This window comes from Rhizobium sp. CB2179, from assembly GCF_057653455.1.
This window is the reverse complement of the sequence record NZ_JBYGKR010000005.1, coordinates 171332-194227: the sequence shown is the minus strand read 5'-3', so window position 1 is coordinate 194227 and position 22896 is coordinate 171332. Positions and strand designations below refer to the sequence as shown.

At 58.1% G+C, this 22896-nt stretch carries 21 protein-coding genes and 2 pseudogenes; 7 read left to right on the top strand and 16 right to left on the bottom strand.

The features are described from left to right. Positions 1 to 3: 3 nt before the first annotated feature. The 9 genes and pseudogenes from AC244Q_RS34545 to AC244Q_RS34505 form a co-directional block, all read right to left on the bottom strand. Positions 4 to 1017, bottom strand: a complete 1014-nt coding sequence (locus AC244Q_RS34545) for an ABC transporter permease (protein ID WP_012760393.1) — start codon at positions 1015 to 1017, stop codon at positions 4 to 6. Positions 1018 to 1087: 70 nt separating this feature from the next. After that, entirely contained in the window at positions 1088 to 2764 is a 1677-nt protein-coding gene (locus tag AC244Q_RS34540) for an ABC transporter substrate-binding protein (protein ID WP_245459858.1), read from the bottom strand. Positions 2765 to 2949: 185 nt separating this feature from the next. Then, positions 2950 to 3960 (bottom strand): GlxA family transcriptional regulator, encoded by a 1011-nt coding sequence (locus AC244Q_RS34535; protein WP_012760395.1) that lies wholly within the window; start codon positions 3958 to 3960, stop codon positions 2950 to 2952. 400 nt (positions 3961 to 4360) lie between these two features. Then, positions 4361 to 4594, bottom strand: a pseudogene (locus tag AC244Q_RS34530) (hypothetical protein); the annotation flags it as partial. Between the two features lie 96 nt (positions 4595 to 4690). Further along, positions 4691 to 5788 (bottom strand): ABC transporter ATP-binding protein, encoded by a 1098-nt coding sequence (locus tag AC244Q_RS34525; protein WP_012760397.1) that lies wholly within the window; start codon positions 5786 to 5788, stop codon positions 4691 to 4693. A 9-nt stretch (positions 5789 to 5797) separates the two neighbouring features. Then, positions 5798 to 6649 (bottom strand): carbohydrate ABC transporter permease, encoded by an 852-nt coding sequence (locus AC244Q_RS34520; protein WP_017997326.1) that lies wholly within the window; start codon positions 6647 to 6649, stop codon positions 5798 to 5800. Next, positions 6646 to 7563: a carbohydrate ABC transporter permease gene (locus AC244Q_RS34515; RefSeq protein WP_017997327.1), complete on the bottom strand. Its 918-nt coding sequence runs from the start codon at positions 7561 to 7563 to the stop codon at positions 6646 to 6648. Before AC244Q_RS34515 ends, AC244Q_RS34520 begins: the two co-directional genes overlap by 4 nt. A 59-nt stretch (positions 7564 to 7622) precedes the next feature. Beyond that, complete coding sequence (locus AC244Q_RS34510; protein WP_012760400.1) at positions 7623 to 8861, bottom strand: ABC transporter substrate-binding protein; 1239 nt, start codon at positions 8859 to 8861, stop codon at positions 7623 to 7625. Positions 8862 to 8965: 104 nt separating this feature from the next. Next, entirely contained in the window at positions 8966 to 9661 is a 696-nt protein-coding gene (locus tag AC244Q_RS34505; protein ID WP_017997329.1) for a GntR family transcriptional regulator, read from the bottom strand. Positions 9662 to 9722: 61 nt separating this feature from the next. Here AC244Q_RS34505 and AC244Q_RS34500 point away from each other — a divergent pair, with 61 nt between their 5' ends. Beyond that, entirely contained in the window at positions 9723 to 10871 is a 1149-nt protein-coding gene (locus AC244Q_RS34500; protein WP_012760402.1) for a mandelate racemase/muconate lactonizing enzyme family protein, read from the top strand. Positions 10872 to 11201: 330 nt separating this feature from the next. Here the strand turns inward: AC244Q_RS34500 and AC244Q_RS34495 are convergent. Further along, a pseudogene (locus AC244Q_RS34495) lies at positions 11202 to 11396 on the bottom strand (PIN domain-containing protein); the annotation flags it as partial. Between the two features lie 24 nt (positions 11397 to 11420). Continuing rightward, the gene (locus AC244Q_RS34490; protein WP_012760403.1) at positions 11421 to 11882 is read right to left on the bottom strand and encodes a TspO/MBR family protein; all 462 of its coding nucleotides are present in this window, start codon (positions 11880 to 11882) and stop codon (positions 11421 to 11423) included. A 112-nt stretch (positions 11883 to 11994) separates the two neighbouring features. On the opposite strand from AC244Q_RS34490, the gene AC244Q_RS34485 reads away from it, so the two are divergent. Next, positions 11995 to 12957 carry a LysR substrate-binding domain-containing protein gene (locus AC244Q_RS34485; RefSeq protein WP_245460665.1) on the top strand — a complete coding sequence of 321 codons (963 nt, stop codon included), beginning with the start codon at positions 11995 to 11997 and terminating at the stop codon, positions 12955 to 12957. 216 nt (positions 12958 to 13173) lie between these two features. Here AC244Q_RS34485 and AC244Q_RS34480 read toward each other — a convergent pair whose 3' ends face one another. Next, positions 13174 to 13731 (bottom strand): VOC family protein, encoded by a 558-nt coding sequence (locus AC244Q_RS34480; RefSeq protein ID WP_128407786.1) that lies wholly within the window; start codon positions 13729 to 13731, stop codon positions 13174 to 13176. Positions 13732 to 13782: 51 nt separating this feature from the next. Next, positions 13783 to 15222, bottom strand: a complete 1440-nt coding sequence (locus AC244Q_RS34475; protein ID WP_003555083.1) for a purine-cytosine permease family protein — start codon at positions 15220 to 15222, stop codon at positions 13783 to 13785. Between the two features lie 287 nt (positions 15223 to 15509). Here AC244Q_RS34475 and AC244Q_RS34470 point away from each other — a divergent pair, with 287 nt between their 5' ends. The 5 genes from AC244Q_RS34470 to AC244Q_RS34450 all read left to right on the top strand — a co-directional run bounded on the left by AC244Q_RS34470 (position 15510) and on the right by AC244Q_RS34450 (position 20290). Next, positions 15510 to 16175: an FMN-dependent NADH-azoreductase gene (locus AC244Q_RS34470; RefSeq protein ID WP_003555084.1), complete on the top strand. Its 666-nt coding sequence runs from the start codon at positions 15510 to 15512 to the stop codon at positions 16173 to 16175. A gap of 17 nt (positions 16176 to 16192) precedes the next feature. Further along, positions 16193 to 17536, top strand: a complete 1344-nt coding sequence (locus AC244Q_RS34465; RefSeq protein WP_017997335.1) for an amidase family protein — start codon at positions 16193 to 16195, stop codon at positions 17534 to 17536. A gap of 2 nt (positions 17537 to 17538) precedes the next feature. Beyond that, the gene (locus tag AC244Q_RS34460) at positions 17539 to 18423 is read left to right on the top strand and encodes a polysaccharide deacetylase family protein (RefSeq protein WP_128407785.1); all 885 of its coding nucleotides are present in this window, start codon (positions 17539 to 17541) and stop codon (positions 18421 to 18423) included. 115 nt (positions 18424 to 18538) lie between these two features. Beyond that, positions 18539 to 19153 (top strand): DUF1989 domain-containing protein, encoded by a 615-nt coding sequence (locus AC244Q_RS34455; RefSeq protein WP_003555093.1) that lies wholly within the window; start codon positions 18539 to 18541, stop codon positions 19151 to 19153. Positions 19154 to 19321: 168 nt separating this feature from the next. Next, positions 19322 to 20290, top strand: coding sequence for a LysR family transcriptional regulator (locus tag AC244Q_RS34450; RefSeq protein WP_348630200.1), 969 nt, complete (start codon positions 19322 to 19324; stop codon positions 20288 to 20290). A 126-nt stretch (positions 20291 to 20416) separates the two neighbouring features. On the opposite strand, the gene AC244Q_RS34445 is transcribed toward AC244Q_RS34450, so the two are convergent. The 3 genes from AC244Q_RS34445 to AC244Q_RS34435 all read right to left on the bottom strand — a co-directional run bounded on the left by AC244Q_RS34445 (position 20417) and on the right by AC244Q_RS34435 (position 22562). Then, on the bottom strand, positions 20417 to 21289 hold the full coding sequence (locus AC244Q_RS34445; RefSeq protein ID WP_003555097.1) for a sugar phosphate isomerase/epimerase family protein: 873 nt from the start codon (positions 21287 to 21289) through the stop codon (positions 20417 to 20419). Between the two features lie 75 nt (positions 21290 to 21364). Then, complete coding sequence (locus tag AC244Q_RS34440) at positions 21365 to 22372, bottom strand: zinc-dependent alcohol dehydrogenase (RefSeq protein ID WP_432431636.1); 1008 nt, start codon at positions 22370 to 22372, stop codon at positions 21365 to 21367. Between the two features lie 61 nt (positions 22373 to 22433). Continuing rightward, positions 22434 to 22562 carry a hypothetical protein gene (locus AC244Q_RS34435; RefSeq protein ID WP_017997338.1) on the bottom strand — a complete coding sequence of 43 codons (129 nt, stop codon included), beginning with the start codon at positions 22560 to 22562 and terminating at the stop codon, positions 22434 to 22436. Positions 22563 to 22896 lie beyond the last annotated feature (334 nt).

Here is a 22896-nt window from a genome sequence, read left to right as displayed (position 1 = left end):
GATTTACCTCACCCGGATGCGTGGATCGAGCAGCATGTAGCCAAGGTCGCCAAGCAGCTGCGTGACAACGGCGATGGCGACGGTGATCAATGTAGCGGCCTCGAGCGTTGCGATATCGCCGAACAGACTTGCATCGAGGATCAGGCGGCCGAAGCCCGGATAGGCAAAGACGAGCTCGGTGACGACGACGCCGCTGATCAGAAAGTTAATTTGCAGCAGCAACACGGTGAACGGCGCGATCATCGCATTCCGCAACGCGTGGCCGAGAACCATGCGGCGCGTGCTCATGCCCTTGAGGATTGCGGTGCGGATATAGGGCCGCTCCATGACGCCGATCATCGAGACCCGGATCATGCGGGCCACATAGCCGAAGTCATAGATGACGAGCACCGCGACGGGCAGGACGAACTGATACGGCACAGCCCAGCCGCCATCGCTGTTGAGCGGACTGGTGCCTGGCAGGATCGGCCAGAGGATCACGAAAAGCGTCACCAGGAAGACGCCTGACGCGAACTCCGGAATAGACGTGAAGGTGATACAGATGACCGATAGCGTCCGGTCCAGCACCCCACCTTCTTTCAACCCCGACAGGATGCCGAAAATGATCGACAGCGGGACGATCAGCAAGAACGCCAGCCCGGCGAGGATCGAGGTATTGCCGAGACGATCCCAGATGACATCGTTGACGGGCAGCTTATTCAGGGTGGAGTAGCCGAAGTTGCCGAAGTACTGGGCGCCGCGCGGATCCTTGAAGTTTAACCCGGTGGTCGGATCCTGAAGCGGATCGGGAATTGCGCCGACGAGCACACCGAGCCAGCGGCCGTAGCGTACCAGCAGCGGATCATTGGCCTTCAGTTTCTGGGACAGCAGGTCCACCTGCTGCTGGGTAGCGAAAGGACCGAGCGATTTGCGCGCCACGCTGCCGGGAGTGAACTCGCAAACGGCGAAGACGAGAAACGAAGCACAGAGCATCGTCACGACCATCATCGCCAAGCGCTTGAGGAAGAAATTCGCCATAGCCGGAGGAATCCGAATGTCCGAGCCCAGCACCCGACCGCGCGAACGCGGCCAGGCGCCAGCCGGGAGGTTACGCCGAGATCGCGTATTGATGCGCGAAGATGTATTGAGAAGGATGGAGCTCGAAGCCCTTGACCTTCTTGTCCATGACGGTCGAGAAGACGCGCCAGAAGGGCTGAACGATGGGCCCGTCATCCTGCATGATCGCCTCGATCTTCGCCATGACCTTGCTGCGTTGCTTCGGATCGAGGATGCCCTCGGCTTCGGTCAGCAGCTTGTCGAAATCCGCGTTGGAATAATTGGACTCGTTCCAGGCGGCATTCGAACGATAGGCAAGCGACAATGTCATGATCGCCAGCGGCCGGTGACCCCAGGCAGTCAGGCTGAATGGCGCCGTTGTCCAGACTTCCCAGTATTGGGCGCTGGGCAGGGACTTGATGTTGATCTTTACGCCGATGTCCTTGAACTGCTCGGCAAGGACCTGCGCCGTGTTCAGTTCCCAGATCGGATCGGGACGTGTGACCATGTCGAATTCGAAACCATCCGGATAGCCGGCATCTGCCAGAAGCTTCTTCGCTTTTTCGATGTCGCGCGGATATTTCGGCAGTGCCGCGTATTCGGGATGCGAGGGCGCGACGTGATGGTCTTCGGCGGGAATGCCGGCGCCGAGGAGTGCCGTCTGAATGACCTTGTCGCGGTCGATCGAATAGCGCATCGCCTGGCGCACGCGCTTGTCCTTGAACTGCTCGATATCGGGGTGCATGCGGGCAACGACCGTCTGGGTCGTCTCGACCTGGTGGACCGCCACATGCGGGAAATTCTTCATCGCATTGATCTGGACCGCGTCGGCTTCCGACAGGCCATCGACCTGCTTGGAAGCTATGGCCGCGATACCGGCCCCCGGATTGTCGCCGAGGTCGACATATTCGAACGTATCGAGATAAGGCCCGGTGCCCCAATAGTCGGTGCGGGCTTTGTACTTGGCGCCCTTGCCGACGACGTATTCGGTGATAACGAAGGGACCCGTGCCGTTCGCGTCAGGACCGAAAGCGCCATTTTCTTCGGGATCGATGATGAACATCGGGTAGTGATAGAGGTGCTCGGGCACGGCAATCTGCGGCGAGGAGCAGTTGAGACGGACGGTGTGGTCGTTGACTTTCTCGATGGCGTTGTCGGCCCAGAGCTTGCTCGACTTCTTGGGATTGCCTTTCTCGTCCTTTTCGCCGGTTTCGTATTCCTGCACGAGATAACCGGTGAAGAGCCCGAGCATCGACGAACCGATTGCTGGATCGCAGACGCGCTTCAGGTTCCAGATCACGTCGTCTGCGGTCAATGGCCTGCCCTTGCGCCACTTGACGTCCGTGCGGAGATGGAGCGTCCACGTCTTCAGGTCGTCGCTGACTTCCCACTTTTCCAGCAGATAAGGATGGGTAATGTTGTGGCGATCGGTGAGGGTCAGATACTCGCAGACTTGGCGGATGACGTTCGATTTTTCGGCGAAATCGGCCAGATGCGGATCCTTGATTTCCATGCAACGCATGCCGATGCGCAGGTTTCCGCCCTTCGGCATATCGTCGGCCCGGGCGCCGCCTGGCACCGGAACGCCGGCCAGAGAATATGCGGCTGCGGCCGAAATACCAAGAAGCGTCGCTTTTCGCAGAAATTCTCGGCGGCCGATCGAGCCGCTCGACATCTGTTCGACCAGAGTCGGGATATAGGAATGCTCAGACTTGTCCACGGTTGTCATCTCCTGGTTAGCGCTTTAACTGTTCCGAATTTTTGTTGGTCGGACCGGCCGGCAAGACACTCGCCCCAGGCTCGGTCGCAGCGGACTTTTTGTCCGTCACCCATCCGTCTTGATTTACGTTAAGACGGGATGGACCTCTGTGACATGCGGTGATCCGACATCTTCTCTGCGCGAATCGACATTGTTCATGACATTGGCTCCTCTCGCCGTTTCTCCGCCTTTCGAGTCGCGGCAGGGCTCTCGCGAAACCGCGTGCGGTATGAACGGCCGAAATGCGAAGCCGACTGATAACCGCAGATTTCGGCGATCTCACCGATCGCCAATTCCGTGTAGACCAGCAGTTCTTTCGCGCGTGTCATGCGAAGCTCTATGTAGAAATTGGTAGGACTCTTGCCGAGGTTGGCGTGAAACAGCCGCTCGAGCTGTCGAAGCGAAAGCGCCACGCTACTGGCGAGATCGGAAATTTCGACCGGATCGCCGAGGCTGGCTTCCATCCGACGAACAACGAAGGCGAGCTTGGCGTTCCGGATGCCGAAACGATCTTCGGGCGACATCCTCTGAACGTCATCCTGGCGCCGTATCCGCGCGTGGTTGAACTGGTCCGAGATGAGTGCTGCCAACTCCCGACCCTCCACTGCAGAGATGAGGTAAAGCATCATGTCCAATGTAACCGTTCCGCCCGACGAGGTCAGAAAACGTCCGTCGATCGCGAAAATGTCGTCGGTGGCGAGACAGTTCGGAAACTCGCTGCGAAAGCTTGCAAGCGACTCCCAATGAACGGCACATCGTCGCCCTTCCAATAATCGCGCCTTTGCCAGGAAGAAGACCGCAGTGCTGACTGCTCCAAGCACGCACCCCTCCGAATGGATGCGCCTCAACCATGCAAAGACATTGGCATCATAGGCATCGGCATAATTGATGCCTGCGCAGAGGATGACGATATCGCAGCGCGGCGCCCTGCCGATTGCCGCATCTGCATCGAAGCCTAGTCCGCTGCTGGACTTCACATGGCCGCCATCCGCCGACAGGATGAGCCACTCAAAGGCCTTTCGCTTGGCCAGACGATTGCCCTGCCGCAACGAGTCGAGCGCCGCTGCAAAGGTCATCAGAGGGAAGTCCGGCACCAGGAAAAAGCCGATCCGGATCGGTCGATGCCCCTGTGCCAATTGCTTAAGCGTATAGGTCTGATCCGTCATGGGGCGAACTCCAAACATCCCGGTTGCCCTGCTTTTGCCGGTCCGCACCAGCGCAGGTCTTAGGCAGGCAACGAAACACAAACATCCACGACTAAGCGTCATCGCTTGGTGAGCCGCAAGTCGCAAAGGCCGCATTGTTCCTCGCCATCGATGAAGCAACGCAAATTGATGGACACATTATGCTCGTCGATTTTGAGCCCGATTATAATGCCGGCGCCTGCGTGGATTCAAACGTCATCGCGAGATACGAACCGGCGCCAGTTCTTTTGATCAGCGGAAATCCGAGCGCGAGCGCAGGTTACTGTTTCGGTCGCTAGTCAGCCCTAAGCCGCGTTTTCGGCGACGCCTTAAAGACTATATGTTCTTCAGGCCGAAACCCGGAGAGTGGATAATGCGGCGTTCAGCGTTCGAACCGATCCAGCATGCTCTTCAGTTGTGCGTTTTGCAGCCGAAGCTTCCCCGCCAGTTGATCCCGGAGCAGCCTGATTTCTCCATCAAGCCTGATTGCATCGTCGGAAACGATGGCAAGGCGTGGAGATGGTCGCGAAACGACATCGACGACGTCCGCTTTCCTGGCCTGTCTGCGGCGTTTTCGCGCTGTACCTTCGTCAATCCGCGAGGGATTGGGCGCGGCGAAAGACATTCGCAAGAGGGATGGTGGGCAATGTCGAGGTGGCTTTATCCAATGTCATCTTGCTCTCGACAGAGACCGGACTCGCGGTCCGATAATTCACAAGTGCTGTGGGTTAACCCCCGTTTCTATTCGATCCTGAGTTTCAGCATCGAACAGGTTGATGCTCTGCGCATCGACGCTAAAACGAACCTGATCGCTTCTGCGTCCCTGGAAGCGCGCTTCAGCTCTGGCCACGATCGCGTGGTCGCCAACCACAGCGGTGACCATTGTGTCTGGACCCGTTGGTTCCACGACGTCTATCACTCCGTGGATCGCGGCATTATCCCTCTCGACGACCTTAAGCTCTTCCGGTCTTACCCCAAGGACACAATCCCGGCGTCTGGCTGCGCTATCTGGTATACTGACAGGCACGATCACGCCACCGCTCTCAAACCGGGAGCCGCCGTCGTCCGAGATCAATTCGCCCCTGATGAAGTTCATCGCGGGAGATCCGATAAAGCCGGCGACGAACATGTTTGCAGGTCGTTCGTAGATGGTCCTGGGATCGGCAAGCTGCTGGACATAGCCGCCCTTCATCACCGCGACTTTGGTCGCCAGCGTCATCGCCTCGATCTGATCGTGGGTCACGTAGACGATAGTCGTGCCGAGGCGTTCGTGCAGCCTTTTTATCTCGGTCCTCATCTCGACGCGCAGCTTCGCGTCAAGGTTTGAGAGCGGCTCGTCGAAGAGAAACAGATCCGGACTGCGAACAATCGCCCGCCCCATGGCAACGCGCTGCCTCTGCCCGCCGGAGAGGTTGGCTGGAAGCCGATCGAGAAGGTGGCCGATCTGCAGCAGTTCGGCCGCCTTTTGCACCTCCGCCCTGCGCTGCTGCTCCGGAACACCACGCATCTCGAGGCCAAAGCCAATGTTCCGCTCAACCGACATGGTCGGATAGAGCGCGTAGGACTGGAATACCATGGCGATGTTTCGATCCTTCGGTGGGAGGGCCGTCACGGATCGATCGCCGATCGCGATATCACCAGACGACGGCTCATCCAATCCCGCAATGATATTGAGCAAGGTCGACTTGCCGCATCCTGACGGTCCAAGGAGCACGAGAAAGCCACCATCCTCGAGGTCGACGTCTACTCCGTGCAGCACCTTGAATGCGCCATAAGACTTTTGAACATCCCTGATGGACAAGCTCGACATGATCGTCTCCTAACCCTTGACCGCGCCTGCGGTGAGGCCCTGGACCATCGCGCGCTGGACGAACGCAAACAGAATGACGACTGGCAGAATACTGAGCATGCCACCCGCAGCAAGAACGCCCCAGGGCAGTTGAAACTCGCCGACCATCAGTTGCAGACCGACCGGCCAGGTCCTCGATCCCTGTCCGGTCGTCAGCATCAGCGCGAAAATGAACTCGTTCCAGGCGGCGATTGCGATGAACACCGAGCTTGCAACGAGACCGTTGCGCGCGAGCGGCAAGACGATGCGCACCATGGCGCCCAATCTGGTGGACCCATCGATACGGGCGGCGCTTTCCAGCTCTTTCGGGGCCGCGTCAAAGAAGCCTTTAAGCATCCAGACGAACAGCGGCAGCAGGAAGCTGGTATAGGCAAGGGCCAAGCCGAAGCGGCTGTCGACGAGGCCAACGGTCCGCATCATAACAAAGAGCGGAATGATCACCATGACGGCCGGGAACATCCGCACCAGGAGGTAGCTGAGCATTAGTCTGTCGCGGCCCCTGAACGATAGCCGCGAGAATGCGTAGGCTGCAAGCGTTCCAGTCAGGACGCAGATCGCCACCGTGATCGTCGTCACCACCAGGCTGTTTGTGATCAGCACCGGAAAATTCGATTGCGTCCAGATTGCGCGGTAGTTCTGCAACGTAATCGTGCGGGGAATGTACTGCATCTGGGAGGTCACGATGTCGGCTTCGTTCTTCAGGGACGTCAAAAACATCCAGACGATGGGTCCGAGGCAGAAAGTCGTCATCATCAAGAGCACGGCATAGGTCAGGATATCGGCCATGAGGCGGCGACCGCGACGGGTTTTGAAAATCGTCATTCCTTGGAGACCCGCGTGAACTTGATGTAGAGGGTTGCGAACACCATGAGGATGACGAACATGACGACCGAGAGTGCCCCGGCATATCCGAAATTGAATTCGCGATAGGCGGTTTGGAAGGCATAGAGCGACAGCACCTGCGTGGCGTTTCCTGGCCCCCCACCTGTCAGAACAAGCAGCAAATCGGGTGAGTTCACCAGGCTGATCACGCGCAGGATAACGGCCGCGGTGATCACCGTTCTCAGCATCGGCACGGTGATCAGTTTGAACTGCCGAACCGGCCCTGCGCCGTCGACAGCAGCGGCTTTGTAAAGATCTTCGGGAATGCCTTTGAGACCGGCCAGAAACAGCAGTGCGAAGAATGGAAACCCATGCCATGCCTCAACAAGGATAGTCGCGGCCAGGGCTGTGGCCGGATCGGCGAACCATGCCTTGTAGGTGCTCAACACGCCGCTGCGCACCAGCAGATCGTTGATGACACCCAGACGAGGGTCGAGCAAAAGCGCCCACATATGCCCTGCGACAACGTTCGGCAAAAAGTAGGGAAGCAGGATCAACACACCAAATAGCTTCGTGCCTGGAACATTGCGGTTCAGCGCGACTGCGGCGATGAAGCCAAGTGTCACCTCGATTGCGATGGCTGCGGCCACCCAGATCGCCGTGTTCTTCAATGATATCCAAAACACCCGATCCGACATCATCGCGACGTAGTGCTTTGCCCCGACCCAGCCGTTGAGAGCTGGTCGGGTGAGACGCATTTCACGTACACTGATGACGAAGCCATAAAGGGTCGGATAGGCGACCACCAGCAAAAGCAGGATCAGGCTCGGAAACAGCAGAAAGTAGACCCAGTAGCGTGTTTCGGACAGGTCGCCGAGAAGCGTAAGTGGACCACGGTGCAAGGCTGGCTTCATTTTTTCACGGCGACTTGCCGTCCTCTGGGACGCGACGACTTCTCGTCGCGTCGGCTTCACTACCGGAGCGCGGTCTCCAGACCCTCGATCATTCGGTCGACGGCCTGCTCAGGGGTGAGTTGACCCGTCAGAACGGATTGGAACGTGGGATTGACGACATTTTCGGACCAGCCCGCAGCGCCGACGAAACTGTTCGGCAGACGACCGAAGTCGAGCGTCTGCGAAGCGGCTTGGTAGATTGGATTGGTCTTGATGCGCTCATCCTCAAGCGCTGCCGTTGATGCCGGGAAATAACCCGTCGCTTCCAACAAGGCTATCGCAGCGTCTTTTTCTCCCCAGAAGCTGATCCAGTCCCAGGCAGCGTCGATATTGTCGTCCTTCATGATGCCGTTGCCGGCGTAGGCAACACGCGCGATATGTGCCTTCGGTCCCGCGGGCATTGGAGCGGTGGCGAACTGCTCTCCCGGCTTCAAGGCGGCCGAGATTTCGATCAGCGATCCGGTATGGTGCCAGACCATGGCTGTCTGGCCAGTTCGGAAACCTTCCATGATCTGCCGATAGCTGTCGTTCGGCACACTTGGAGGAACGACTTTCTCTTTCAAGAACAGACTTGAGTAGAAGGTGATCGCCTCCACCGCGGCAGCCTTATCGATGGCCGCCTGACCGTCCTTTACAATTGGCGAGCCAAAGGCCTCCATGACGTCGATGACGTATTTGAACGCCCCCGCGCCCCCGCGCATTCCGAAAGCGTAGCGTCCCTTTGCCGGATCGGTGAGCTTCCGGCAAGCGGTGACAAACTCATCAAAAGTCCTTGGTGGGCCCGAAAGGCCCGCTTCTTCGAAATAGTCTTTCCGGTAGTACATCCAGTCGACGAAAGCATAGGCCGGAACCGCGTATATCGCGCCGTCCTGAGACATGCCAGCCCACCGGTTGTCCGGCAGATTGGCTTTTCCCTTCCATCCTTTTACCCGCTCGGTGATATCGGTCAGCGCGCCCATCGCCGTCAGATCGGCAAAGCGTTCCGCAATGACCATTCCGGTGTCGGGCCGCCCGCCGGCCACGACAGCCGATGAAACCTTGGCCATATATTCCGAATTCGGAATGCTCTCTTGTGTGACCGTGATGCCTGGATGGGATTTCCCAAACAGCTCGATGATTTTCACCAGGCCGGCCATTTCCGACTGGCTGGCGAAGTGATGCCAATAATTGATCGCTGTGGCAGCACTTGCGGAGCGGACACCACTGGCAAGCGCTAGCGCTGCTGTCGCAACAAGGAATTCGCGTTTGGTGATCTGCATCTCTTCATCCTCCCAGATATCAGAATGGCGATCTGATCGATCAGATGGAGATAGCAGCCTTTTGAAGGTACGGCAACACCGGAGTTGACCTAGATAGCCTGGGATCAAGCCAAGCCGAGATTGCGATTTATCGCCGCCTGGAAATGGGCTTGAAGCGCCTTCTCGGCCGTGTCGGCGTTTCTCGAAGAGCATGCTTCAAGGATTTCCAGATGCTCCTTCAGCGTTCGAATAAGCATGGGGGGCGTCACCTTGCGCTCCAATCGCAGCAAACGCAGATAGTTGTGCATGCGCCGGTATGCGGTATCGATGAGTGGATTGCGCAAGGCGGCGATGATTTGACCGTGAAGATCGAGCTCGATGAGGTCCATTTCCGCAATATGGTCAGGCGTTAGACCATCCTTCTCGAGCTTTCGCAAAAGCCTGGAATGCCGGACTTCCAGGCTGTTCATCAAGTCCTCTCCGGCTTCCTCGGCGAACACGCGAATCGCTGAGCGTTCAATGATCGCGCGGAATTGGTACGTCGAGCGCGTCAGCTCAAGGCCGGGCCTCACGAACTGGATGCCGGAACGAGGATGGATTGTCAGAATGCCTTCGGCTTCCAGCATGCGCAACGCATCGCGAAGCGGCGCAACTGGCACGCTGACAATCTCGGACAGTTCGCTTTGGGAGATAAATGCGCCAACAGGGACCCTTCGTTCAAACAGGCTTTCGAGGATGCGATCATAGGCGAGATCGCTGAGCCGGGGGGCAGCGACCTCCGGTACAGTTGCCTTCGCTTTGCGCGCTTGCGATTTCTTCATCCGTCCGATAATACCTCTGATAGATCAGTTATCAATATAAAGCGATCAGAGAGCACGCTCCATGCCCCTATCCGGATTTCGTATAACCCGATTTCAATTCGCCCGCGACAGGGTAATCGGCGACAGTCAGGTCCGTGCAGATGACGTCAACGTGGCCGCTCTCGAACTTATCGGCGAAACCGGAAAGGTTGGGCTCGGCTTTATTCAAACGCTCTTTCATCCCCTGCCGGATCAAGCAGAGATCGAAGCCGTGTTCAAGCATGAAGCATGGCCCGCGATCGCGGGGCAAGAAGCGATCGGGCTGGTCCATCGCGTCAACCGCCCGCGAGGCGGCAATCAGCGGGCTTTCTCGCTGCCGTTTCACGAAGCTCTTCAGGTCGCATTGTGGGACCTGGCGGCCAAGGAAGTGGGATTGCCTTTGCATAAGCTGCTCGGAAGCCGCCGTGACCGGGTCCGCGCCTATGCCAGCGGTCTAGACTTTCATCTCAGCGACGAGGCATTCCGCGCGCTGTTCTCGCACGCCGCCGCCCTCGGCTACCAGGCATTCAAGATCAAGGTCGGTCATCCCGACTTCCGGCGGGACATGCGCCGGCTCGACCTGCTCAAAGAGGTCGTCCCCGCCGGGTCGCAGATTATGATCGACCCGAATGAAGCCTGGAATTCCAAGGAGGCGCTCGTCAAATTGACGGCGATCCGCGATGCGGGCCATGACCTGCTGTGGGTAGAGGATCCAATTCTTCGCCATGACTTCGAGGGCTTGCGTACGCTCCGTCACGCCGTGAACTGGACGCAGATCAACAGCGGAGAGTATCTGGATGCCAGTGGAAAGCGTCTTCTCATGGAGAACTTCGCAACCGATCTGCTCAATGTTCATGGCCAGGTCACGGACGTCATGCGCATCGGATGGCTGGCTGCCGAGCTTGGCATTCCGGTTTGCTTGGGAAATACGTTCCTGGAAGTAGGCGTCCACATGGCCGTCGCACTCCCGGAAGTCGAGTGGCTCGAATACTCGTTCCAGAATTTTGATCACCTTGTGGAGCAGCCGATCCTAATTCGCGATGGATTCGCCTATGCTCCCGATCGGCCAGGTCATGGTCTTGTTCTTAGCGAAGTATCACGTGAGCAGTGGTCGCGCCCGAAGCGACTAATTGGTTCGGAACTTGGTGAACCACCTGAAAATTCACGCCTTCCTCGTTTGAATGGAATGTGATGCGCAAGCTCGTTGGGCCGTTTGATGCGGTAATGTCTTCTGGCAAAGCCTTATGGTGTCGGTTTTCCTCACCGTCATCATGCCTGGTGACAGCGTCTTGATCCCGGACACAGGTTGTCCACCGGTCGCCGGTTTCTGTGAGAATTATCTGAAACCATCAGGAATCTCGTGAAGCTATCTGCCTTGCCGCCCAGACCAACCATCTGTGAAGCAATGCAGATCCCGTCCTCCGGAATTCGAAGATACCGAATGAATAACTATGCAATCAGTCGCTGAGCATAGCCGGGCTTGATGGGAGTCGAACCCACGGCACCTAAAATCACAGGATGTTTATGGGAGCCAGGGGCTAATCACTTTCAACCAGCGACCTCAAAGGGCTTGTGTCGCGAGTTGCGACGGCAAGGCCGTTCGCTACGGCGGTGGCCGCAATATATCCATCCGCCTTGCGATCGCCTTCCGTTCGGCAAAATGGGGAAGCACTTCGTCCTCCAGGCGATCGCGAAGGATAGTTTGCGGTTTGCCTGAGGAGCACCTCGGAAATAATCCATCTCAGTTGAGCGCCAGGATTGCCGCGTTCAATGCGGAAGCATAACACAGCCAGACAATATACGGTGCGAAACACCAGAACGCCCACCCGTCACGAGCCTTGGCCATAAAAAACATAGCAACCGCCGACAAGCTCAGGATCGTTATCAGCCCCAGCGAGATAGAGTGGGCACCAAAGAAGATCGGGGTCCACGCCCAATTCAACACCATCTGCAATCCCCAAAGACGGAACGCCGACGAGCTGAAACCTTCGCTCAACGCTACGCGCCAGCCCGCTATCGCGATCAGCAAATATACGACTGTCCACACTGGACCGAACACCCAGTTTGGAGGGGTGAAGAACGGCTTCTCGAGCGACTCGTACCACGCGCCCGGCCTGATGGTTAGACCGATCGCGAATCCGACACCCACGACGCCAATGACAAAAATCGCCAGAAGAGGCGGCCGAACCTTGATACTGCTCATTCGCCTGAGCCTCCATGCTCGATTTCACGGAATATTTTCCCGAACAGATAGCCGTGCAAGATCGCGATGATGCATCGAGCCGCACCTGAAGCGCCGACGACCAGGTCTGCCGATGCCGATTGAAGGTATCAATCCGCGACAGCAGAAAAACGATTGTGGTTGGCCGAAGAAGAAATTACCAGAAGGCATGAGATTACGACAACTCGAATGCTTTCGCGCGCTCATGCTCCACGGCACCATGACCCGCGCCGCGGAAATGCTTAGAATGTCGCAGCCTGCCGTCAGCACCACGATTGCCGCACTTGAACATTCGATTGGCCTGACGCTTTTCGTCAGACGTGGTTCGCGGCTGCATCCGACCCCCGAAGCCCAGCTATTTTACATTGAAGCAAGCAAGGCCCTCGACGCGATCGAAGGAACTGCGCAGGCCGCGCGGGAGATCAGGTCCGGCCGGCGCGGTTCCCTCAGCATCGTTGCCTATCCCAATGTTTCGATAAGCTTGCTGCCACGGCTCATGTCATCGTTCGCGGCGGACAGGCCCGACCTGCAACTCAAGATCATCACGCGGCCATCCCAGGCGGTCAAGGAACTAATCTCTACGAATACATTCGACATCGCGATCTCCGAACTTCCGACGAATTATCCTATCTCGCATATGGAGGTGTTCTCGTTCGATTGCGTATGCATGCTTCCGAAGGGACATCCGCTGTGTCGCTTCGACACGCTCACGCCACGAGAGCTCGACGGAATTCCCTTCGTGACTCTTTTCAAGGGCGATCCCCTCTACCTCAGTATCGCCGCTGCTTTTTCAAAGATGAATGCCGCCTGGAATGTCGTTGTTGAGACGGAATTCCTCACGAGCGCTTGCGAATTCGTCGCTTCCGGTCACGGCGTCGGGCTTATCGACCCTGTGATCAGCGCGGCCTTTACCGACAAGGTCGAACTGCGCCCTTTCGAGCCGACGATCACATACCAGATCGCCATTCTTTACCCCATTCACGACCAGCTATCGCGTGTAGCACTGGATTTCGTGGAGATCCTGCGCAAGGCTTTCAATGACGGTCGCGTGGATTAGCGGCCTAGGTTTTCCCGACGCGGGCGTATGGTCATGAAACGGAGCCACCGGACGTTTACCGAGTCCGTGTGAAGCCGTGCGTATATTTCGGTTCGATCCCCGACCCACACTCGAAAAACCCCGCCAGCGCGAGATAAAACCAAGCCATTTCGGCATCCTTGAAGCCGTCGGTCCTGTCCACCCCCTCAAAGGGCGGGCAGGATTTTTAAGTCGGGCTCAATCCCGCAGCGGTGGATACCAGGAGTCGGGTTCCGGATAGTCCCAGTCATCCGGGAACGCATATGTCTCGAAGCAGGTGGTTGTATCCTCCTCGGTGGCGAAGAATGCGAAGTGGTTACGCCCCATCCACGACCCCGATTGTATCTTCTTGAAACCGCGGCGCTCGAATTCCGCAATCCGTTCCTCGAAGGGGATATTGTTGCAGTCATAGGCCACGTGATGAATGCCTTCGCCGTGCGCCTTGAGGAAGTCCGCGAAGATCGTCGGGCCGGAGACCGGCTCCATCAGTTCCCAGACCACATTGCCAGACTGCGCAAAGCAGACGGTGAGCTCGAATGAAACCGCTTCACCCCTGTAGGTCTGGTTTTCCGTGTTTTCGGGGCTGAACTTGTAGACGCGCCAAGGTCCAATGCCGAGCTTCAGCAGGCCGTCCATGGTACGTTTGTGATCGCTCGTGACGATCGCCAATTCCACCACGTTGCCGAGGAAAGAATCGGTTTCAGCCCCGCCGGAAAGCGCCTTCAGGACGCTGTCCTGTTGAAGAACGATAGTCATTGCATTTCCTTTTCTCGGAGAGATGGTCGCGCTGCCGCGACCCCTTCGGTCTCATTCGCCACGGACAGGCAACGTCAGTGCGGACGCGCCGACATCCGCGGTCCTTCGGAGCTTGTGAGAAACGATGTAGGCCATGAACGCGACGACAAAGCCGGCCAGCCAGGAAAGATCAATTCCGCCCAGGCCAAGGGCAAGGGGGCCTTGAAGGACTTCGACGACGCTCATCTGGAAGAGATAGGCAGCGAAGACGCCGACCAGCAATGACAGGACGCCGGTCCAGTTGACGTCACCGAGCCGGCTCGTCGTGTGCGGCTTGTACAATTCGTCGACATTGATCGACCCGCGGCGCATAACGAAGAAATCGGCAGCGGTTACGCCAGCCCAGGGGCTGATCCAGACGACCATCGTCACCATGAACGTTTCGAACGCATGCGCGAAATCTTGCGACTGCATGAAGCCGTAGAGAATGATCGATCCCGCAACGCCGCAAGCGAGCGAAACGACCCAGCGGGGCTTGTTGATATCCATGGCAAGGCTTGAAAGCGCGGCGGAATAAATGACGACGATGTTCGTTGCGATCGGCCCGTGAACCAGCACGAGCAGGACCGGCAAGGCCATCACGCCAAACGCCGCGATGATGAGCTGGGCCGGATCGGACCCGACGCCGGCGGAAGCAATCGCCGCGCCGAGCGTGGCGAGCCAGACCGTGGGCACGAACATTCCCAGGAACGTTGCCTTGAAGACGCTGGACGGTTTCAAGCCTGGTTTTGAAAACCGCGTGTAGTCAGACGCATAGACCAGCCAGGATATGCCCCAGCCAATACCGATTGCCGTCATCAGCTGGCTCATCGCGGACCACCGCGCGATACCCGTGACTGTTGAGGTGGACCATTGGATATCAACCGTAAAAGACGCCATGAATGTCATCGCGACCATGATCAGCAGGATCGCCGGCATCGTGTAGCGCTCGAAATACTTGATCGCATTGAAGCCCCAGGCGGCTATCCCGATCTGGACCACCATGATGACGAGGGCGATCGCATATTTCACCTCCATCCCACCACCAATTCCCATGCGATCGAGCGCAGCGACCGAAAGATCGAGTACGATCCAGGTGTTCGTCGCCACCCAGCCCATCGCCATGAGAAGCTGCACGAAAGTCGGCAGGTAGGCGCCGCGGCGACCGAAGGCGAGGCGAGTGAGAACCATCTGCGGAACGCCGGTTCGGTATCCCATGAGGCAGAATGTGGCGAAAAGCGCTGCCCCCACGAGATTGCCGATCGCAATGACGAGAAACGTATCCCAGAGGCTAAGCCCCATCTGGATTCCGAGCGCTCCCAGAACCCAGTTGATCGGAGCGACGTTCGCGCCGGCCCAGATCCAGAATTGGTCGAGTGGTGACGACGTTCGGTGCGACACTGGAACCGGCGCGATGCCATGGACGTCGTATGCCGACAGTTCGTCTGAGGTGAAATTGGCGGATTTTGACATTGGATTCCCCTGTCAGGTTGTTGCTCCTACTCCCGGACGCCACTTTCCGCAGGTGTGACAGATTTATGAAAATGAAAACTTCTCAACCCGGGTTGAGCCAAAGTGGAAAGTAGGGGAGAAGCATGTAAGACGGGATTGCTTGGCAGCCCTATATGGCTGCCTCTGCGTTCTGGCCGGGATTTATTCTTAAGTTTAACTCAAGAGTTCCAAAAGAAACCTCAATAACGCATGCATGCCGATCTGCGCGATGATCCAACGGTCTTAGATCTTCAGCGAAAGGCATATTCATGACCACGATTTTGCATATTGATGCGAGCCCTCGCGGCGACCGATCCTTAAGCCGTCGGCTTTCCGCGGCCTTTGTCGATCACTGGAAGACAAAGGATCCGTCGGCGGTCGTCATAACGCGTGATATCGGACGGTCTCCACCGCCGATCATCACCGAAGAATGGATCGCCGCCGTCTTCACGCCCGCCGAGACGCTCACTCCGGCTCAACAGCGGGAACTGAAGCTCTCCGACACCCTCATCGACGAGGTCGGCCGTTCAGACCTGATCGTCATCGGCGCGCCGATGCACAATTATGGAATGCCCGCGGCTCTCAAGTCCTGGTTCGACAAAGTCATCCGGATCGGGAAAACCTTCACTTTCGATCTTCAAAGAGGCGACTACCCCCTGGCACCGATCATGTCGGGCAAGACGCTCGTCATACTCAGCGCGAGAGGCGAGTTCGGCTTCGGCGTCGGTGGGGTTCGCGAACACATGAACCATCTGGAGACGCACATTGTCACCTGCGCCAACTATCTCGGCGTCGAAGAGAGCCACGTGCTTGCCATCGACTATCAGGAATTCGGCGACGAAAGGCATGAAAAATCGGTCCGGGAGGCTTTTGAGGCGGTGCCGTGCCTCGTCGACCAGCTGATCGGCCAAGTTTGCCCGATCGCTGCCGAGTGAGCCGGAAAGAACTCCAAATGCAAAGCCTTTCCGAAGTCGCGCTGGCCCTTGCCACCGGTCGAACAACATCGATGCAGCTTGTCGATGAGGCATTGTCGCGGGCCGTCTCCGCGCCCCATGCCTTCATATCCATCCAGGCCGATCAGGCTTTGGTTCGGGCCGAAGCGTCGGATCGTCGCCACCGGGAGGGCAAGCCGCTGAGTGCCTTCGACGGTGTTCCGATTGCGGTCAAGGATCTCCTCGACATTGCCGGAACCGTGACGACCGCGGGATCGGAGATCCGCAGAAATCTGGCACCGGCCCGAGAGGATGCCGAGGTTGTCTCCTCGATCCACGGTGTGGGGCTCATATCGATCGGAAAAACAAACCTCAGCGAGTTTGCGTTCTCCGGCCTTGGCATCAACCCCCATTTTGGAACTCCGATTCCCGGCTATGCCCCGGAACAGCGCGTCCCGGGCGGGTCGTCTTCAGGCTCGGCGATCGCGGTCGAGCGGGGCGTCGTCCTCGCCGCTATCGGCTCCGATACGGCCGGGTCCATTCGCGTTCCCGCCGCTTTCAACGGCTTGCACGGATTTCGGCCCTCCACGGGTCGATATCCCATGCGGGGCGTCCATCCGCTTGCCAGCTCCTTCGATACGCTTGGCCCCATCGCGCGCTCCGCTTCGGATTGCCTGCTGATCGATCAGGCCATGCGCGGGATCGCCCCGGAGCCTGTCCGCCCCCTCCCGACGGACCAACTCGATCTCGTGATCGATAGCGCGATCCTCAATGAACTGGATGTCCAGCCCGACGTCAGGAAAAATCTGGAAATCGCGCTGGCAGCGGTTGCGCGGGCCGGTGCCAGAGTGACCTCCGGCCGCGTCGATGTCATTTCACGGGTGCGCGACCTCATCGCCACAAGCGGCTGGTTGGGTTCCCATGAGGCGTGGATTTTTCTGAAGGACGTCGTGACAAGCAAGAACGGTATCATCCTGGACCGTAGGGTCCGTTCGCGGCTCCTCGCATCATCAGGGTTTTCTCAGGAGCAGGTCACCACGCTTTACCGCGAGCGGCGACAACTCATGCTCGACGCGGCACAGGCACTCAGAGGCCGGATACTTGTCATCCCCACGGTCAAACATGCGGCTCCGCACCTTCTCGATGTGGAAGACGACGACGTGTTCTCGCGGGTCAACCTGGAAACCCTGTCGCTGACGATGATCGGAAGCTTTCTCGACATGCCGGGCTTCGCGATCCCGACCGGCACTGACGGTTCCGGCGGCAATACCTCGGCTCTGTTCTCAGCACCGAATGGCCACGATGGCCGCCTGCTTCGATCGGCGGTCCGCATCGACCATATTCTCAGATCACAAGGAAAATAACCATGATCCAGAACCCGATCCCCTGGCCAAACGGAGCACGATGCGCCTGCTCGATCTCCTTCGACATCGACGCGGACAGTCTCATCCATATCGCGAAACCAAAAGACAGTTTCGACCGTTTGTACCCGATCACCATGGGCAGGTACGATCAGGTTGCCGTCCCGCGCATTCTGGAGACCTACAGGCGCCTTAGTCTGAAGCAGTCCTTCTTCATCCCGGCCTGGACGATGAACCAGTATCCCGACATCGTTGATGCCATCTTGGCGGGCGGCCACGAGATCGGCCATCACGGATACATCCACGAGGACCCGAGCGAGATTTCGCCGCCGGAACAGCGCCACTGGTTCGAAAAGGCGCTCGACGTGCATGTCAGGATGACGGGACGCAGACCGCGGGGATACAGAGCGCCCGTCTACAACGCGACTCAGTCGACGATCGACCTCCTGATCGAACACGGCTTCACCTACGATTCATCCCTGATGGCGGACGACATTCCCTACAGAATGAAAACCGCGGGAGGCGCGCTTTTCGAGGTGCCGCCGCACTGGGGCTCGGACGATTGGCCTCCCTTCGCGCATTTCGCGGAGATCGGCTACATGATGCCCGTAAAGTCGCCGACGGAAGGTCTCGCGGCCTCCTTCGAGGAGTTCGATGCGCAATACGAGGCTGGTGGATTCTGGATGGGCATCTGGCACCCGTTCCTGACGGGGCGTCTGGCCCGATGGCGCGTCGTCGAGCGCTGGCTTGAACACACCCTTTCCACGAAAGATGTCTGGTTCGCTCCGCTGGAGGAAATTGTGTCCTATGTCGATGAGCTGGAAAAGGCCGGCCGTTATCAGGCGCGGACGGATGATCTACCCTATTACGCCAAACCTGTCGCCCTGTGATCGGTTCATTTGATTATAGGTTTTAGCTATAGTGAATGCCATTATTATTATTGGAATTCGCTAAGCCACTCTGCTTCTTTGATTCACAACGATACGACACGGAAGGTCTCGAGGAATGAACAAGCAGACAGAGCTGGATTCGAATTCGGTGTATCGGATTCCCGCCCGAAAAGGGATCGCCGCACATGTCGCCGCCGGTCGCGTGGTCACCGTCATCAACACCCATGGATCCCAGGTTGTCGATACTTGGGCCTATAACGCAACCGACCTGACCGAATTCATGTCGATGGAGCACAGCCGGGCGTCGATGCTCACCTTGTTTCCGAAAGCCGGGGATGTATTCAAGACGAACAGGCGCCAACCGATTCTCACCATCGTCGAGGATACGACCCCCGGTATCCACGATACGTTGATGGCAGCCTGCGACATTCACCGATACGAACAACTCGGTGCACACGGCTATCACGACAATTGCACCGACAATCTCCACAATGCGCTTGCGGCAATCCAGCTCAAGGCCGGGGGAACCCCGAGCCCTCTCAACCTGTTCATGAACGTTCCGGTCGAAGCCGACGGTGCCCTTTCATTCCAGCCTCCGGCCAGCAAGCCGGGCGAGTACATCGCCCTCAGGGCGGAGATGGATCTCATCATCGTCTTCTCCGCCTGCCCCCAGGACATGGTACCCGTAAACAACATGGACCCGACCGAGGCGCATTTCAAAATCGGATGAAGACGGCGCGCTCCGCCGGACAGGCGGGTTTTGTCTTTCCATGGATGCGGGTATCGATATCAGATAGCAGGACCGCCCAGGACGTTGCGTCCGGCCGGCATCAAGGCTTCAACGGCTCTAACAAGGATGGAATAGTTCTATCGCCCTTCCAAGAGATGCAGCCGTGTTATGAAGACCCGCCGATCCATACGTCGAGGAGCTGGAATGCGAAAACTTCCCCCGCTGAATTCGTTGAGGGCCTTCGAAGCTGCCGCAAGACACGGCAGCTTCACCGCAGCGGCGAAAGAACTCTTCGTCACGGTCACGGCCGTGAGCCACCAGATCCGGCAACTGGAAGAATTGATCGACAAGAAGCTCTTCGAACGCTCGGGAAGGGCAGTCGTCCTGACCGAGGCGGGCGCTGCGTTTTATCCGAGATTGCGTGACGGCTTTGATCAGTTGGCCGAAGCCTTTGCTCAGGTTTCCGGAGAAAAAGAAGCCGATGTCGTCGCCGTCTCGATGACGAAGGTGTTAGCCGAGCGCTGGCTCATGCCGAGGCTCGACCGGTTTCATTCCGCTTTTCCCGATGTCGTCGTAAACGTCCACGCCTCGGAAAAAGTGGTCGACCTCCGGGCCGAAAGCATCGATCTCGCCATACGGTACGGGCCGGTCGATCTCGCGGCGAAACCGATGATACTTCTGCGGGACGTCTATCTGGCCGTGGCCGCCTCATCGATATCGAACTCCGAGCGGCAGCCCGTGATCGACCACTACCGCAAGCGCCCCCTGCTTGCCTACAAGTGGAAGAACCCCGCATTCCCTTGCCCGACGTGGTCGACGTGGCTGGCGGAGACGCCGCACGAGGTTGGCGGCGATTTCAAGATATCCTGGTTCAGTGAAGAGACACTGGCCATTCACGCCGCCGAACGTGGCCTGGGTCCATTGCTGACGAGCAATGTACTCGTCGATGAGAAACTGCGCGACGGAACGTTGCGCAGAATTGAGGGACCCATTCTGCCCGGCTATGCCTATCGCCTGATCGAGGGCCCGTCATTTGGCAAGAAGAAAAGCGCGGTCCGGTTTGCCGACTGGCTGAAGGAGGAAGCCGTGACATTTGCTCGCGGCATTCCGCATCCGATGAACACCCCTTCCACCTGAAAGGTTTCGCCTGCGGCTCGTTCAGCGTGCCTGCTCGATGTGTTCGGGAGTATAAACGAACGGTGACGCGCCTGGGGCGCACGGCCCGTCCAATCGTCACAAGAGTTTCGTAGCTGGTCACCGCTCTTAAACAACCCCTGCGCTGCGTGCGACCGTCTTGATGTGCGCGAGGCCACGCCGATAGCCGGGCACATCGAAATGCTCGAGCATGAGCGGAACTTCGCGCCCGAGTTTGGCAATCTCGGTGACATAAGCCTTGTAGTCGAGATTACCTTCGCCGGGCACGACTTCATCCAAATGGAAAGAGATCGTTCCAGGTCCGCCTTTCATCACCAGATCCTTCGCGTGGCACGAAACGATCCAGGGTCCAAGAAGGGCGAAACAATCTTGGATCATCCTTCCTGTATTGAAATAGAGCCGCGGCGAGATGACCATATTTGCCGCATCAATATGGGCTCCGAACTGCGGCCGGTCGATCGCCTTTAACAATTTGAGATAGTTTTCCGGGGTATCGGTCACCAGCCACGGCACCATCTCCAACGAGAACTTGGTGCGCTTGGGCTTCACCATATCGATGACATAGCGGGCCGTATCGACCGCGCGCTGGAATCCAGCCTCGCTTTGATTGTCTGGATGCGGGCCATAGTCGTAATTGTCGCTCAGCTGCCACCGGTCATCGGGATGGCCAACGGTTCCGTGGTAGGCGACGATGGCGCCTGCTCCCAGTTCGTCCGCCAGAGCCAGTTGATGCACGGCATATTCGAGATTGGCTTTCCGCGTCACATCATCATGGGCAATGAGGTTTTTCCAGGCACCTCCCTCGGCAATGACGAGATCGGCGGCGGCGAAGCTTTTCACCAGATCGGCGATTTCTTGGCGGTTCTCGAGCTTGATGGTCGGCATGTAGGCCGCGTTGTACCCGAATTCCACATGTGCGCGTGCATAGGCTTCGGGATCACCCCCATATTCGATCCCATAGCCACCGAGTCTGAACGTCATGAATAGTCTCCCAAATTGATTCTGTTGGCGGGCGGCGGCCAACGCGTCCCCGGCCGCATCTTGTCTCTGAGGCCTTCAGGCCTGAGGAATTTTGCCCGGATAGAGCAGCACCTTTCCGCAATTGCCGGTTTCCTGAAGAGCAAAGGCAGACGCGACCTCCGACATGGCGAAACGATGCGTGGTCAATCTGTCGAGAAGCGGCCTGGCATCGCGCACGCGCTGCAACAACTCTTCGGCGAAGACGTCATGGTTCCAGTGCCAAGCGCCAAAGATGTCGATGCCCTTGCCCGTGATGCGGTTGACCGGTAGCGAACCGCTCCAGGTGACGAAGGCAAGCCTCCCCCGCGCCCGCAGCAACTCCAGGACCACTGCGGGAGCGCCCTCATTGTTACTGGTGTCGAGGGCCGCATCCACGCCATAACCGCCGCTTGCGGCCCGCACCTGCTCGATAAGGTCCGGCGCACGGGGGTCGATGACCAGCTCTGCTCCCAACTCCTGCGCCAGTGCAGCGCGATATGGGTTCAATTCGAGCGCGATGACGCGCGCGCCAATTGTTCGCGCATTGATGATCGCCCCAAGGCCGACGGCGCCGCAGCCGGAAATCAGCATGGTATCCTGTGCGGTTACGTGCATGCGGTGCATCGCCGTGAAGCTCGGACCGAGGGCACAAATCGCCATTGCGGCGTGATGCGTCTCGATGTCGTCAGGGACAAGTTGCAACAGGTAATCCGGCTTCAACAGGAATTCGGCGTAACAGCCGATGCCGGACGATGAACCCGTCTCGTCCAAAAGATCGCGCTGCGAGGTGCAGTGGATATGTTCCCCCGAGCGGCAAGCCGGGCAGACGCCACAGCCGGCATGCGGCATGACGATGACGCGGTCGCCGACCTTCAGGCGCTTTGATTGTGCGGCATCGACAACAACGCCGACCGCCTCATGACCGAGCTCACACGAAAGCTTGCCAGAACGCCAAGATTGCCATTCCGTGCACATGGGCGCGATCAGGACCTGGATCTTGACTATATCACCGGAGGCTTGCGGTTCCGGCCGTTGGGAGACCTGCGCCTGACGCGGTCCAAGGATTTCTACACAAAGAATGTTCGTTACTCCTGCTTTTGCAAATTAGTGACGACACGGGCTGAGCCTAGCCCTTGACCGCGCCCATGGAGAACCCGGCCTGAAGGTGCTTTCTGAACAGAAGGTAGAGGACGAGCAGCGGCAGGCTGGAGATCACGACCGCCGCAAACAGAAAGCCGAAGTAGGTGCTGGGCAACGGTTCGTAGCGTTGCTCTAGGCTTTTGCTGGTTCATTTGGTGACATCGCTACCTTTTTATTGCAAGTCGCCATCGGACTCGTAATCGGAGCTGGCTGTCCAATCAAGAACTGGCTCCGGTATCGTTGCGCTATCAAAGCGTGATAAGGTGCGCGATTGGTGAGATCGTCAACGGGGATTACCACAAGCGCCTAACCTTTTTCACCATGCGCGAATGGCAGGCGTGGGATGGCATCCACAATCGCGCGATGATCGCTTGAAAGGCTCCCAAGCGTCGGCACCAAAATGTTAGAATGGGGCGCTCTACAAACGGCAAAGTCCAGCCTCATCCAGT

Bases quoted from the DNA above. Each gene is read 5' to 3' on its own strand.
- AC244Q_RS34545 (WP_012760393.1), bottom strand. From the start codon at position 1,017: ATGGCGAATTTCTTCCTCAAGCGCTTGGCGATGATGGTCGTGACGATG.
- AC244Q_RS34540 (WP_245459858.1), bottom strand. From the start codon at position 2,764: ATGACAACCGTGGACAAGTCTGAGCATTCCTATATCCCGACTCTGGTC.
- AC244Q_RS34535 (WP_012760395.1), bottom strand. From the start codon at position 3,960: ATGACGGATCAGACCTATACGCTTAAGCAATTGGCACAGGGGCATCGA.
- AC244Q_RS34525 (WP_012760397.1), bottom strand. From the start codon at position 5,788: ATGTCGAGCTTGTCCATCAGGGATGTTCAAAAGTCTTATGGCGCATTC.
- AC244Q_RS34520 (WP_017997326.1), bottom strand. From the start codon at position 6,649: ATGACGATTTTCAAAACCCGTCGCGGTCGCCGCCTCATGGCCGATATC.
- AC244Q_RS34515 (WP_017997327.1), bottom strand. From the start codon at position 7,563: ATGAAGCCAGCCTTGCACCGTGGTCCACTTACGCTTCTCGGCGACCTG.
- AC244Q_RS34510 (WP_012760400.1), bottom strand. From the start codon at position 8,861: ATGCAGATCACCAAACGCGAATTCCTTGTTGCGACAGCAGCGCTAGCG.
- AC244Q_RS34505 (WP_017997329.1), bottom strand. From the start codon at position 9,661: ATGAAGAAATCGCAAGCGCGCAAAGCGAAGGCAACTGTACCGGAGGTC.
- AC244Q_RS34500 (WP_012760402.1), top strand. From the start codon at position 9,723: ATGCCCCTATCCGGATTTCGTATAACCCGATTTCAATTCGCCCGCGAC.
- AC244Q_RS34490 (WP_012760403.1), bottom strand. From the start codon at position 11,882: ATGAGCAGTATCAAGGTTCGGCCGCCTCTTCTGGCGATTTTTGTCATT.
- AC244Q_RS34485 (WP_245460665.1), top strand. From the start codon at position 11,995: ATGCCGATTGAAGGTATCAATCCGCGACAGCAGAAAAACGATTGTGGT.
- AC244Q_RS34480 (WP_128407786.1), bottom strand. From the start codon at position 13,731: ATGACTATCGTTCTTCAACAGGACAGCGTCCTGAAGGCGCTTTCCGGC.
- AC244Q_RS34475 (WP_003555083.1), bottom strand. From the start codon at position 15,222: ATGTCAAAATCCGCCAATTTCACCTCAGACGAACTGTCGGCATACGAC.
- AC244Q_RS34470 (WP_003555084.1), top strand. From the start codon at position 15,510: ATGACCACGATTTTGCATATTGATGCGAGCCCTCGCGGCGACCGATCC.
- AC244Q_RS34465 (WP_017997335.1), top strand. From the start codon at position 16,193: ATGCAAAGCCTTTCCGAAGTCGCGCTGGCCCTTGCCACCGGTCGAACA.
- AC244Q_RS34460 (WP_128407785.1), top strand. From the start codon at position 17,539: ATGATCCAGAACCCGATCCCCTGGCCAAACGGAGCACGATGCGCCTGC.
- AC244Q_RS34455 (WP_003555093.1), top strand. From the start codon at position 18,539: ATGAACAAGCAGACAGAGCTGGATTCGAATTCGGTGTATCGGATTCCC.
- AC244Q_RS34450 (WP_348630200.1), top strand. From the start codon at position 19,322: ATGAAGACCCGCCGATCCATACGTCGAGGAGCTGGAATGCGAAAACTT.
- AC244Q_RS34445 (WP_003555097.1), bottom strand. From the start codon at position 21,289: ATGACGTTCAGACTCGGTGGCTATGGGATCGAATATGGGGGTGATCCC.